Source organism: Enterococcus sp. AZ194 (assembly GCF_051713825.1).
In the GTDB taxonomy this organism is placed as follows: Bacteria; Bacillota; Bacilli; order Lactobacillales; family Enterococcaceae; genus Enterococcus_K.
This window is the reverse complement of the sequence record NZ_JBIOQR010000001.1, coordinates 2,465,055-2,478,848: the sequence shown is the minus strand read 5'-3', so window position 1 is coordinate 2,478,848 and position 13,794 is coordinate 2,465,055. Positions and strand designations below refer to the sequence as shown.

General features: G+C 39.1%; 10 protein-coding genes. All 10 read left to right on the top strand.

Annotated elements, in window-relative coordinates; translation table 11 throughout:
• The first annotated feature begins 552 nt into the window (after nucleotides 1–552).
• The 10 genes from IGI37_RS11620 to IGI37_RS11575 all read left to right on the top strand — a co-directional run bounded on the left by IGI37_RS11620 (nucleotide 553) and on the right by IGI37_RS11575 (nucleotide 13,794).
• The gene (locus IGI37_RS11620; RefSeq protein WP_438762098.1) at nucleotides 553–993 is read left to right on the top strand and encodes a CopY/TcrY family copper transport repressor; all 441 of its coding nucleotides are present in this window, start codon (nucleotides 553–555) and stop codon (nucleotides 991–993) included.
• Between the two features lie 46 nt (nucleotides 994–1,039).
• The gene (copZ, locus tag IGI37_RS11615) at nucleotides 1,040–1,249 is read left to right on the top strand and encodes a copper chaperone CopZ (protein ID WP_438762096.1); all 210 of its coding nucleotides are present in this window, start codon (nucleotides 1,040–1,042) and stop codon (nucleotides 1,247–1,249) included.
• 1 nt (nucleotide 1,250) lies between these two features.
• Nucleotides 1,251–3,434 carry a heavy metal translocating P-type ATPase gene (locus tag IGI37_RS11610; protein WP_438762094.1) on the top strand — a complete coding sequence of 728 codons (2,184 nt, stop codon included), beginning with the start codon at nucleotides 1,251–1,253 and terminating at the stop codon, nucleotides 3,432–3,434.
• Between the two features lie 213 nt (nucleotides 3,435–3,647).
• The gene (locus tag IGI37_RS11605; protein ID WP_438763638.1) at nucleotides 3,648–5,807 is read left to right on the top strand and encodes a heavy metal translocating P-type ATPase; all 2,160 of its coding nucleotides are present in this window, start codon (nucleotides 3,648–3,650) and stop codon (nucleotides 5,805–5,807) included.
• A gap of 371 nt (nucleotides 5,808–6,178) precedes the next feature.
• A complete protein-coding gene (locus tag IGI37_RS11600; RefSeq protein WP_438762092.1) occupies nucleotides 6,179–7,531 on the top strand; it encodes a hypothetical protein in 1,353 nt (450 codons plus the stop codon).
• Nucleotides 7,532–7,603: 72 nt separating this feature from the next.
• On the top strand, nucleotides 7,604–8,116 hold the full coding sequence (locus IGI37_RS11595) for a type II toxin-antitoxin system Phd/YefM family antitoxin (RefSeq protein WP_438762090.1): 513 nt from the start codon (nucleotides 7,604–7,606) through the stop codon (nucleotides 8,114–8,116).
• A 457-nt stretch (nucleotides 8,117–8,573) separates the two neighbouring features.
• Nucleotides 8,574–9,050 carry a hypothetical protein gene (locus IGI37_RS11590; RefSeq protein WP_438762088.1) on the top strand — a complete coding sequence of 159 codons (477 nt, stop codon included), beginning with the start codon at nucleotides 8,574–8,576 and terminating at the stop codon, nucleotides 9,048–9,050.
• A gap of 321 nt (nucleotides 9,051–9,371) precedes the next feature.
• Nucleotides 9,372–10,550 (top strand): pyridoxal phosphate-dependent aminotransferase, encoded by a 1,179-nt coding sequence (locus IGI37_RS11585; RefSeq protein ID WP_438762086.1) that lies wholly within the window; start codon nucleotides 9,372–9,374, stop codon nucleotides 10,548–10,550.
• 409 nt (nucleotides 10,551–10,959) lie between these two features.
• Nucleotides 10,960–11,814, top strand: a complete 855-nt coding sequence (licT, locus tag IGI37_RS11580) for a BglG family transcription antiterminator LicT (protein ID WP_438762085.1) — start codon at nucleotides 10,960–10,962, stop codon at nucleotides 11,812–11,814.
• A 120-nt stretch (nucleotides 11,815–11,934) separates the two neighbouring features.
• The gene (locus IGI37_RS11575) at nucleotides 11,935–13,794 is read left to right on the top strand and encodes a beta-glucoside-specific PTS transporter subunit IIABC (RefSeq protein WP_438762084.1); all 1,860 of its coding nucleotides are present in this window, start codon (nucleotides 11,935–11,937) and stop codon (nucleotides 13,792–13,794) included.

Here is a 13,794-nt window from a genome sequence, read left to right as displayed (position 1 = left end):
AAAATTTAAAAAATCATTTGTTACTAGTGAGCTAGTGACAAATGGTTTTTTTTTGCGTTTAAAAGGCATGGTGCTCAGGAGCCTGAGCATGGGACATGCTAGAGTTGAAGGTTCGAAAAATAAGCTGAAATTGCTGTGAAACACTATTTACAAAGTAAATAGATGTAGAACAGTACCTACCTGGTGCTGTGAAACACTATTTACAAAGTAAATAGATGTAGAACAGTACCTACCTGGTCACAAAAATTTGAAGAGCACCACGTAGGAATCAATCAACATCGAAAGAAAGGCTTTCGTGTTTCTTGTCATTTCCGTGGATTCCCTCTTATTGCTGTAAAACACAACGAAGTATGAGTTGATGTTGCACAGTACCTACCCGGTTCTCGGAGTTAAACACTTCTGTCCCAACCTCAGGTCATCTTACGCTCGATTCGTTGAACAATTTAAAAGAAAAAAATTTTTTTAAACATTTCTCTTGACCTTTACCGTTTACAGTTGTAAACTTAAAAAGAATCAAAGATTACATTTGTAAACGGAAAAGAGGTGAACCTTATGAATACAGTACTTGAGCCAATAAAAATCAGTGATTCTGAATGGGAGGTCATGCGTGTCATCTGGACCTTAGATGCGGCAACGGCCCAAGAGATTAGTGGTATTTTATCTGAGTCAATGGATTGGAAACCAGCAACTATCAAAACATTGCTTGGACGCTTAGTCAAAAAAGAAATTGTCTGGACGGAACAATCTGGGAAAAAATTTATTTACCATCCGCTAGTGTCAGAAGAGTCCACAGTACGTAGCGCTACAGAAAATTTATTTTCACATATCTGTGCCAAAAAGGTCGGTCAAACGATTGCCGATTTAGTCGCTGAAGCTACGCTAACAAAAGAAGATCTTCAATTAATTATGGCTGAACTAGAGAAAAAAGAACCCGTCTCAGACATTGCCTGTAATTGTATTCCAGGCCAATGCAACTGTAACCATCACCAATAGAAATAAGAAATACACAACCAAACTTAAACTTTAGGAGGAACCAATCATGAAACAAAATTTTTCCATTTCAAAAATGAGCTGTAACCACTGTGTCGCAAAAGTAGAAGAAAGCATTAATCAATTACCAGGTATTCAAAAAGTAAAAATCAGTTTAAAGAAAGAATCAGGAACAGTCAAATTTGATGAAACAAAAGTCAGCGCACAACAAATTGCTGAAAAAGTGACAGAAGCTGGTTATACAACTGAGGTGGTGTAAGATGTCTTCAGCAGCAAAAATGGAAACCTTCGTCATTACAGGCATGACGTGCGCCAACTGTTCAGCGCGAGTAGAAAAAGAACTAAACGCTCATCCCGGTGTACTCTCAGCAACTGTCAATTTAGCTACAGAAAAAGCGACGGTTCAATACCAAGAAACAACGCCGTCTGAATTAATTCAGAGCGTCGAGTCAATTGGTTATGGTGCAATTATTTTTGATGAGTCCCATAAACAAGAAATCGAAAAAGAGAAAGAAAACTATCTGAAAAAAATTAAGTTTGATTTACTCTTCAGCGCTTTATTAACGGCCCCTTTAATGATTGCTATGATTGCATCTTTATTGGGTAGCCATGCAGTATGGGTCCAGTTTTTCCATAACCCATGGGTTCAACTAATTTTAGCAACGCCTGTTCAATTTTATATCGGTGCACGTTACTACAAAGGAGCCTACCATGCAATTAAAACCATGGCACCCAACATGGATGTTCTGGTTGCCATGGGGACAACAGCTGCCTATCTATTAAGTATTTATAATGGATTTTTCAGCCAAAACCACATGGATTTGTATTTTGAAAGTAGCGCAACTATCATTACCTTAATTCTTTTAGGTAAGTATTTGGAAACTAACGCTAAAGCAAAAACAGGCAATGCAATCAAACAATTAATGGCGCTTCAAGCAAAAACAGCGACTGTCATTCGAAATGGACAAGAGATCAGTATCCCTATTGAAGAGGTTGAGCTAGGCGAAATGATTCAAGTTCGCCCCGGTGAACAAATCCCCGTTGACGGTATCCTAATTTCTGGAACAAGTGCGGTCGATGAAAGTATGTTAACTGGAGAAAGCTTACCTGTTGAAAAAAAAGCAGACGATGTGCTTTTTGGCGGAACGGTTAACACAAATGGTAGTTTGCGAATGCAAGCAACCAAAGTTGGCCAAGACACTGTACTTTCAAAGATTATTCGTATGGTTGAAGAAGCCCAAGGAACCAAAGCGCCTATCCAACAAATTGCCGATAAAATTTCCGGGATATTTGTGCCGACTGTTTTAGTTGTTGCGCTCTTAACACTTTTGTTAACTGGCTTTATTTTAGGCGATTGGCAAACTGCTCTCATTCATAGCGTATCTGTCTTAGTCATTGCTTGTCCTTGTGCGTTAGGATTAGCAACACCAACTGCCATCATGGTTGGTACAGGACTAGGCGCCAAAAAAGGGATTTTAATCAAAGGCGGGGAAGCATTAGAAGCCGCAACCCACATTACTAGCATTATTCTTGATAAAACAGGAACCATAACAGTTGGAAAACCTAGCGTGACAGATTATGATAGTAATAGAGAAGACTCCTTAGCTATTTTTACCTCGTTAGAAAAAGATTCTGAACATCCTTTAGCCAAAGCTGTTGTTGCATACGGAGAAGAACAACAAGTGACGTCACACATTGTTACGAACTTTACAGCATTACCTGGCGCTGGGATAACCGGAGAGATTGGACAAACAACCTATTACGCTGGTACAAGAAAGTTACTCCAAAGTAAAAAAATCGATTATTCAGCTGTCGAAGAACAAGCAATTCTTTGGGAAAAGCAAGGAAAAACGGTCATGTTTCTAGCAAACGAAAGCTCTTTATTAGCAACCATTGCTGTCTCTGACCAAGTAAAGCCTTCTTCAAAAGAAGCGATACAGAAATTAAAAGAACGTCATGTTTCTGTTTATATGCTCACAGGAGATAATAAAACGGCTGCTGAGTTTATCGGCCAACAAGTCGGTTTAACACCGGACCATATTTTTGCTGAGGTCTTACCAGAAGATAAAGCGAATTATGTAGCGCAGTTGCAAAAGGACAACGAATTTGTAGGTATGGTCGGAGATGGCATTAACGATGCGCCCGCCTTAGCTTTAGCAAATGTTGGAATCGCTATGGGGAGTGGTACAGATATCGCTATGGAAACGGCCGATGTCACACTTATGAACAATGATTTAGTTTACGTTGAAAAAATGATTCACCTCTCTCAAGCAACACTCAAAAAAATCAAACAAAATCTATTTTGGGCATTTATCTATAACACGGTAGGCATTCCTTTTGCAGCGTTAGGCTTTTTGAATCCTATCGTCGCAGGAGCTGCTATGGCCTTTAGTTCAGTGAGTGTCCTCTTAAACTCACTCAGCTTAAACCGTAAGAAAATCTAGGAAGAAGGGCTTGTTATGGCAAATAAACTGTCAGAACATTCAAATGAAACACCCAAGTCTGTAAATAAGACAGAACAACAGGGGAAATCGCTAGAAATAGAACCCAAACAAACACCTGAGAACGAACAAACAGAACAGAACATGCATATGGGGCACGAGGACCACGATATGAGCAAAATGGATCATTCACATATGAGTCACAAGGACCATGATATGAACACGATGGATCATTCACATATGAGTCACGAAGACCATGATATGACCAAAATGGATCATTCACATATGGGGCACGAAGACCACAATATGAGCAAGATGGACCATTCGATGCATATGGGGCACGAAGACCACGATATGAGCAAGGATCATTCGATGCATATAGGGCATGGAGGGCACGATATGGGCGGCATGGATCATTCGATGCACATGGGGAATTTTAAGCAAAAGTTCTGGTTATCACTTATTGTGGCCATTCCGATTATCGTTCTTTCTCCAATGATGGGGATCCGATTGCCGTTTCAATTTACCTTTTCTGGCTCAGAGTGGGTGGTTCTCCTTTTAGCAACATTTCTATTTTTCTACGGAGGGCAACCCTTCCTCTCTGGAGCGAAAATGGAGCTTCAACAAAAAAGTCCTGCCATGATGACCTTAATTGCAATGGGCATCTCTGTTTCTTATATTTATAGTCTCTATGCTTTTATAACGAATACCTTTACAACACAAACTCACGTCATGGATTTCTTTTGGGAGCTGGCCACGCTAATTGTGATTATGTTATTAGGCCACTGGATTGAGATGAATGCCGTCGCTAGCGCTAGCAATGCTTTACAAAAACTTGCTGAGTTGCTCCCCGATACTGTTAAACGAATTACGAAAACAGGGCTAGAGGAGGAGATTCCTCTTCAAGAAGTGGTCGCTGGCGACATATTGATTGTTCGTTCAGGTGATAAAATGCCTACAGATGGTCAAATTATCAAAGGGACTTCGACAGTCGATGAATCAGCTGTTACCGGCGAGTCTAAAGGAATTCAAAAAAACATCGGGGATTCCGTCATCGGAGGATCAGTAAACGGAAGTGGCATGCTTCAAATCCAAGTGACCGGAACCGGTGAGAATGGGTATCTTGCCCAAGTCATGGAAATGGTTAGAAAAGCGCAAAGTGAAAAATCCAAACTTGAAAGCCTCTCTGATAAAGTTGCAAAATGGTTATTTTACATTGCTTTAGTGGCGGGTATCTCCGCATTTATCGTTTGGTGGTTGGTGGCTGATTTAGCGACCGCACTAGATCGGATGGTAACTGTTTTTGTTATTGCTTGTCCACATGCACTAGGATTAGCGATTCCACTAGTGATTGCCCGTTCGACTTCTATTGCTGCCAAAAATGGACTCCTTCTAAAAAATCGCAATGCTTTGGAGCAGGCCAATCAAGTAGACGTAATAATGCTGGATAAAACAGGAACACTAACAGAAGGAAAATTTACGGTTACCGGACTGGAATTATTTACTTCAGCCTTCAGTAAGACAGAAGTCTTCAGCTACATTGGTGCATTAGAAAAAAATGCCAATCATCCTTTAGCAATTGGCATTATGACCTATATTAAAGAACAAAATATTGATTCTTATGAAGCCCATGATTTAACGAATCTTTCTGGGATAGGTCTTGAAGGAATAGTCCAAGGCAAAACAGTTCGTATTGTCAACGAAGGAGAAGTCATCCGCCAAAACTATACTTTTAACACTTCTGTCACAACCAAATATAAAGAGCAAGGAAATACTATCAGTTATTTGATAATTGACCAAAAACTGATTGCCTTACTTGCTTTAGGTGATGAAATTAAACCTGAAGCCAAACAATTTATTCATACACTAAAAGAAAATCATATCTTGCCCGTGATGTTAACCGGTGACAACAAAACGGCTGCTGAAGCTGTAGCAAATTATCTTGGAATAAAAACCTTCTATGGAGAATTATTGCCCGAAGATAAAGAAAAAATTGTTCGTCACTATTTAGACGAAGGAAAACGTGTCATGATGGTCGGTGACGGGATAAATGATGCACCGAGTCTAGCCCGTGCGACTGTTGGGATTGCCATTGGAGCGGGGACAGATGTCGCTATTGACTCAGCAGATGTGGTTCTTACCAACAGCAACCCTGAGGATATCTTACACTTTTTAAACCTCTCCAAACAAACACGTAAGAAAATGATCCAAAATCTATGGTGGGGCGCAGGCTACAATTTATTTGCTATTCCTCTAGCAGCGGGCGTTCTTGCCCCAATAGGCATTTTGTTAAACCCAGCAGTAGGCGCCATCCTCATGTCACTAAGTACCATTGTTGTCGCAATAAATGCTATGACGTTAAGAATCGACAGATAAAGTTACTCACACGAAAATGAATGACGATAGGCTTTTGTGCGCCCTTACTTATTCAATCAAAAAGGCGGAGAACCTCAAGCTGGTTTTCCGTCTTTTTGAGGCGCTATGTCAAATGATGTGGATGACTAGAATATAATACACACTAAGCAGCTTTGTCAGTGATGACAGAATTGCTTTTTTGGGCTAAATTGGAGCTAGTTAAAATACGGTACTTGAAATCCCAAAAATTTCGGTAACCACAGACGACTCCTTTTTGATTGGCACTTCTAGCCATTATACAATTTTGAACGGTTTTCCTCCCAAAATAAAATAGCAAATATGTTTGTTTTTATGGTACTTTAATAGTGAGAACGATGAGAAGAGGTGCAGAGATGGATTGGGTTTCATTTTTAGAAAAAGATTATCAGCAAAAGCTCCGAATCCTTATCTATATGAGAGAAGGCTGCTTTACTTTCCAAGAGTTAGCTAATCATTTTTCTATACACCGTAAGACTTTACGAAAAAGATTATTCGAAATTGAGCGTATTTCTCCACAAATGAATTTGCATATCGATCATAAGTTCGTTTCTTGGCACTACCAAGAAACCATCTCCCTGCACAAAATCCTAGTCCTGTTTTTTTCTAAAAGCTCTTTATTTCGATTGCTCTCTCAAGCAATTTGGAATGAGCCAGCTACTACTAACTTCACAACTCGCCAATACTATCGACTCAACAAAGCCTTGTTTCCTTTAGGTTTTTATGTCCAAGAAAAGGAATCCGTTTTGCTAGGCGAAGAGGGGGCCGTCTGTAAACTTTCATTTGATTTTGCTCGTGACTTCCCTGAACTATGTCCTAAAAAAATTCAACTCATTTTCGCTCAAAACTCTACTCAACCTTTCGAAGGAGCTTTGTCTGAAAGTTTGATGACACATATTATTTACTATCGCCGAGAAGTCCATACTCTTCGACTGCCTAGGTTTTGCTGGCAGTTAATTCAAAAAGATAGTCGATTTCAGCTGTTTAAGAGAAAACATCTAAGCCTGACAGGTAGTGAATCTCTTTATCTCTATCTATTTTTATGCTCAGAGGCTTCCAGTGACTTTTCTAAAGAGAAGTTTCCTTTCACATTAGACACTATCTATCCGATTGTTCCGGAGATTAAACAATGGTTATTGGTCATTCAACGGACATTTCCTGAGTTTTCTAATCCCGCTAAACAAACCATCCTCGTGAAGATGCTTCTTCAGCGTCTTATTTGCCGAGCTATCCACACCGAAGACCTCCTAACGATGTATGAAAAAGAACGCATTACACAAAAGCTTCAGAAGCAGCCTAAAATGCTTGCACGCCTAAAGATTATTTCAGATCGCCAACCCTATGCCTTCACCAAAAATTCCGAAGATAAACAGATACAAAATCTCTATAACTATCAGATGATTGTCCCCATTCTTTCCTCGACTGAGATTGAGATTCCGATTCATATTTGTTTACTTTTAAAGTTATCTGAGAGTAAACTTAAACACTTGGAACAACTAATACAGAATCACTTTTCTTTATTTTGCGCGATTCGCGTGTCGATTCACTTTGGTAATGAGATTCCTAACTACGCAGATATTTGTGTGACAGATTACTATAGCTTAAAAAAATCCTCAAATAAGACGATTCGGACGATCTTCATCTCGACCTTATTTATTGAGGAATTAATAATTGAATTAACGAATGTTATTTTTCAATTAATAAAATAGATGAAGAAAAACATGAACCCATGGGAGAAGCTGTGATATAATGGTTTTTGTCAATGCGAGGAGGAGAAACGAATGGAACTGAAAAAGCTAGATGTTCCCACATCTTCGATCACAGAAGTGAAAAAATCACCCATGGATGTATTTAACCAAGCAAGAGAAGCGGGTACAGGTGTCTATGTTTTCAATCGAGAGAAGATTGCCGGAGTTATGCTAACCAAAGAACAATACGAAACATTGCTGCAGGAACTGCAAAGTCGCCCAGAGCCTGAACCAGAGATTCCAATAGCCGAAGAACTAGAAGGGCTGGCAATGATTCTCCATCAAACATTAGTTGATGGCGCGACTATTTCAGCCAAAAATTTGGATGAACGAATGGTTGCTCTTGGTTTTATTACCAAAAAGACTGGTTTTGGTGGTGTCGTTGATATGATGAATGAATTGAATGAATCTGGTAAGATCATTTACCAGTTAAGAAAAAAGAACAACCAAAAGATCATTCTCGCTGAAGTGATTGGCGAACAAGACAGCCAATCTCATTTATTTGATAAATTACTGATTAAAAAGGTCTATTTGAGAGAATTATAAAAAATGCCACTTTTTTGCAACCCAAAGAGAGGTTGGGGCAGAAGTGGTTAACTTCGAGAACCGGGTAGGTACGGTGCAACAAGAACCTTCAACGCTAGCATGGCCCACGCGTAGAAATTGTTGAGCGCGACACGCAGTCCTTCAATTCTAGCATGTCCCATGCGTAGAAATTGATGAGAGCGGAATGTAATGGAGATTGGAGTTGCTTTAGTGCCCACCGTTTATTCGGATAAAAGGAGTTTGGTACATAACTTTCTGAGTTATGTACCAAACTCCTTTTTTTCAAAATGCACAAATATTTTACTCACAAATGAATAAAATTTAATGCTCCTTTCGTAAAAAAACAAGCAATTCCCAAACAATATTTCGTTTAGGTTTGATATAATTCAGTATATTGCTAAAAATATAAACATTATCTAGCAAATTTTGGGATAGATACTTACAAAATTGTTGAGGAGTGGTACGGTTGAAAAAAGTAATTCACTATAAAAATATCTTTCTTGTTTTTTGGCTACTACCGATTGTCCTACTTCCCTTTCGTTGGTTAAGTGCGGTCGTTAAAGATGCAGAAATATTGGGTTCGGTACAAGGAACCGGGTGGCTAATCTTAAAAAATTTCCCAGCATTAGGATGGCTCTATTTCTTATTAACTGTCTTCTTAGTTTGGTATCACTTTTCCCGTGTAAAAAGGGTTCTCGCACCTATATATCTTTGCTGTCTCGCTTGTTTCACAACAGGAATCGCTTTGATGCCGAGAATGATTTTGGGACCTACAGGACTTAGCCAAAGCGGACTATTTGATAGTCAGGCTTACTATTCGCTTTATTTTATCGCAATTAAACCCATTTTTTACGTAGTCGTCTTATCTTTTATTTTAACAATTATCACATTTTTTATTTTCCATATCTTACCCACTCAAAAAGAGACCGACTAAACAAAGTGGCAGATGCTGAAGTTAAAGATATTCAGACATACTTAATTTTTTCAAATGAATCGCTTGAAGCTAGCCATGTACACGGCTGGTTCCAAGCGATTTTCTGATTTTTTATATGTAGTCTACGCGGCATAAATAATTTTTCAAGAAATTCTGGATACAACTTCTCTTTTATACAGGAGTATTTTATACATCCCAAAACAACCAGAAATTTTCTCATATTTTATACATTATATTGTAATTAAAAATTCATTTTAAAATTCTTTTATGGTACTATAACTATACTTAGAGATTTCAAAAAAAGTTAAGGTGGTTATGTGTGTGAATAAGCTAGAAAATCGATTTAATCAGCAAGTTTATCAAATTGCCGTTTCAACCATTCGACAATTTGATGAAGCCGTCTCTCCAATCCCAGACATTTTAAAACTAACGTTGGGTGAGCCTGATTTTAATACGCCAGAACATGTGAAGACAGCAGGGAAAGAAGCTATCGAGCAAAACTTCAGTCACTACACAGGGATGGCTGGTTTGTTAGACGTCAGAGAAGCCGCAACCTATTTTTTGAAGGAGAAGTATCAGCTCTCTTATAACAGCCAAACTGAAGCCCTAGTGACAGTCGGCGCGACCGAAGCGATTTCTGCGACACTATTGGCTATTTTAAATAAAGGGGACAAGGTTTTGTTGCCGGCACCCATTTATCCAGGATATGAACCGATGATTACCTTAGCTGGTGCGGAGCCAGTTTATATTGATACGCGACCAAACCAGTTTGTTCTTTCCCCTGAGATGATTGAGCAGGCGATGGCTGAGCATGGTGATGCCGTCAAAGCAATTATTTTAAACTATCCAAGTAACCCAACTGGCGTGACGTATTCAAGAGAAGAGGTTCAAGCAATTGCAGAGGTCCTCAAAAAATATCCAGTCTTTGTCATCAGTGATGAAGTCTACAGTGAATTGACGTACGGAGAACCCCATGTCTCAATTGCAGAGTATCTAAGAGAGCAGACGATTCTGATTAATGGACTTTCAAAGTCACATGCGATGACAGGTTGGCGAATTGGGTTCATCTTTGCGCCTTCTGCCTTAACCAATCAGATTATTAAAGTCCATCAATATTTGGTAACCTCTGCTGCGACGGTTTCTCAAAAAGCGGCTGTACGAGCACTTGTCGAAGGAATTAATGATGCCGCCGTGATGAAAAAAGAATATTTAGAACGCCGTGATTTTCTTTATGAAAAAATGACTTCTTTCGGGTTCACTGTAGCTAAACCGTCTGGCGCCTTCTATATTTTTGCAAAAATTCCTGAAGGCTGTCTTCAAGATTCGATGGCTTTTTGTGTCGATTTGGCTGAAAAAAATGCCTTAGCAATTATCCCAGGAATTGCGTTTGGTCCCGAAGCAGAGGGGTACGTTAGGCTAAGTTACGCTGCTTCAATGACTGTTTTAGAAGAAGCAATGAGACGGTTAGAAAACTATTTATCTGACTACACCTCTAAGTAAGTAGGAATAGATTAGAAGTTTGCAAAAAAACAGGTAGATCTTCAATTAGTTGGAAAAAAGCTTTATTATGCGCGACAATCGTCCCAAGGTTAAGTGGAGGATTGTCGCCCTTGTTTTAACCAACGAACCACATGTTCAAGTTATTTCTTCGAGGTGTTTTTCGAATTATTCTAACTGCTAAGGTTTATCTCAAGCTTTTCCAGAAATAACGCAAAAAATTTAATTCGTTATTTATTCCAGTTTTTTTGTTTTTTTCGAAAGAAAGGGCTTGCAGTTGATTGCTTTTTATGATATTCTCTAACAGTAATAAGGATTGTTACTGTTCGGCAGGCAAAACTAGAATCTAGCTAACCTTTTTTTGTAGGGCGGATTCTAGGTTTTTTTATTTTCTTTTTGGGGAGGAACATCAATGTACATCGAAAAAATCTACAATAATAATGTTGTTCTTTCAAAAAATGAAGCTGGGGATGAGATCATCTTTATGGGAAGAGGGATTGCTTTTCAGAAAAAAATTGGTGATTCTCTAGATACAGATAAGATCGAAAAAGAATTTATTCTCAAGGATTCTTCAGCCATGGGACAGTTTCAACAGCTGCTCGTAGATGTCCCCACAGAAGAGATATACCTGGTGAAAAAAATCGTTGATATGGCAGAAGAAAGGCTAGCAACTGAGCTTTCTCCAAATATTTATGTCACATTAACTGACCATATTCACTATGCCTTGCAACGATCCAAGGAAAACGTCTTAATTCCTAATCCTTTACTTTTTGAGATTAGAAAGTTTTATGGAAAAGAATTTAAGATTGCCAAGGATGCGCTCAAAATCATTGAGGAGCGGACAGGTATTTTATTTCCAGAAGATGAAGCAGGCTTTATCGCTTTTCATTTTGTTAATAGTCAACAAGCGAACGGCAACATGGAGGTGACCATGACGGCAACCACTATGGTTCGTGATATTTTAAGTATCATCAGCCGATATTTTGGGCAGATATTCAATGAGGATTCCTTGAGTTATCAGCGGATTGTAACCCATTTACAATTTTTTGCTCAAAGATATTTAAGAGATGAGGTCTATGAAGAGGCGGATGCGTTTCTGTACGAACTCATTCAATCCAAATATCCACAAGCATTTCAATGTGTCCAAAGAATCAATGACTTTTTGGTACAGACTCAACAAAAACCGATTGATAAATCGGAACAAGTTTACCTAACGATTCATGTTCAACGAATTGTTGGAGAAAATCAACATTCTACTCAATCATAAGGATTGTTACTGTTTGGCAGGCAAAACCTAGATTGGAAAAACAAGCTTTGTTTTCGGACAGAAGTGTTTTTTCAGTTTAGGTTTTTTTGTATACATAAAACACAGAAAGAAGGAAAAAAAATGGATAACAAAGCAGTAGGGAAACGCGTACTTGAAGCAGTAGGGGGGGAAAAGAACGTCAATAGTCTCGTTCATTGTGCCACCCGTCTTCGCTTCAAATTAAAAGATGAGGCAGTTGCGGATACAGCAAAATTAAAAGCTGATCCAGATGTCATTCAAGTTGTCCAAAGTGGTGGGCAATACCAAGTCGTTATCGGCAGCAATGTAGCTGATGTATATAAAGCAATCTTAGATGATTCAGGACTTGGCGAATCACCTGTTGATGAAGGCGAAAAAGGCAATCTTTTAAATCAATTTATCGATGTTATCTCAGGAATCTTCACGCCATTCTTAGGAGCGATGGCGGCAGCCGGTGTCTTAAAAGGATTTCTTTCTCTAGCAGTTGTCTTAGGTTGGTTAAGTGATGCAGATGGTGCTTACCAAATTCTTTTTGCCGCAGCAGATGGCATCTTTACGTTCTTACCGATTCTTTTAGCTATCACTGCCGCAAGAAAATTCAAAACCAATGAGTTTCTAGCAGCGGGTATCGCGATGGCATTAGTTTACCCAGCAATTTCGGCTATTGCAGGAGCGGGAACTGGCTTAGACTTCTTTGGTATTCCAGCAATCTTATCACCATCAGGCTATACTTCTTCGGTTATTCCAATAATTTTAGCAGTATGGTTACAAAGTAAATTTGAGCCATTAGTTAAAAAAATGGTTCCACAATTCTTGCAAACCATTTTGGTTCCATTGATCGTTTTAGTAGTGATGGTTCCAGTAACCTTTGTAGCAGTTGGACCATTAGGAACTATCGCCGGTGACGCATTAGGTAGTCTATTTAACACCGTTTATGGTTTCAGCCCACTAGTTGCAGGCTTAATTATGGGTGGTTTCTGGCAAGTATTTGTTATGTTTGGGATGCATTGGGGCTTTGTTCCATTGATGTTCTTAAACCTTGAACAGCTTGGATATGATGTTTTAGTGCCAATGTTGTTACCAGCCGTTATTGCTCAAGGGGGCGCGGCCTTAGCAATTGCTTTACGTACAAAAAACTCAAAACTTCGCCAATTAGCTTTTACTTCAACAATTACTTCATTCTTTGGAATTACTGAGCCAACTGTATATGGAGTTACTTTACCTTTGAAAAAACCATTTATCGTGGCCTGCGTAACAGGTGCATTAGGTGGGGCAGTTGTTGGGATGAGCGGTGTGAAAGTTTTTGCTAACGGATTAGTTAGTTTATTATCAATTCCTTCATTCATTAGTACGATTGACGGCGTTGAATCAAATGTTATGATGGCGATTATCGCAACAGCTGCTTCTTTCGTTCTTGCGTTTATCGGAACATTTGTCATCGGCTTTGATGACCCAAAAAATCCAGAAAACACTAGCAACACTCAGTCACACGCAGCAGAAACGAATACACGTCACATTTTACAAAGTCCTTTAAGCGGTAAAATCATGCCTTTAGCTGATGTCAAAGACCCTGTATTTTCTTCTGGCGCTATGGGTAAGGGACTAGCAATTGAACCTGAACAAGGTGAATTAATTGCACCGGCTGACGGAGAAATTACCACAATTTTCCCAACTGGTCATGCGGTTGGTTTTACAACAACGGACGGTATTGAAATCTTGATGCACATCGGAATGGATACTGTAGAATTAGATGGCGAAGGCTTCACAGCTCACGTCAAACAAGGCGACCAAGTAAAAGCGGGTCAATCATTAGTTTCTTTTGATCTTGCGAAAATTAAAGCAGCTGGGTATTCAATCATCACACCAATCGTGATTACGAACACCAATGATTTTGCTGACGTAGTAGATTTAGACCAAGAAGAAATTATTCAAGGCGAAGATTTTCTAACTATTGTAAAATAA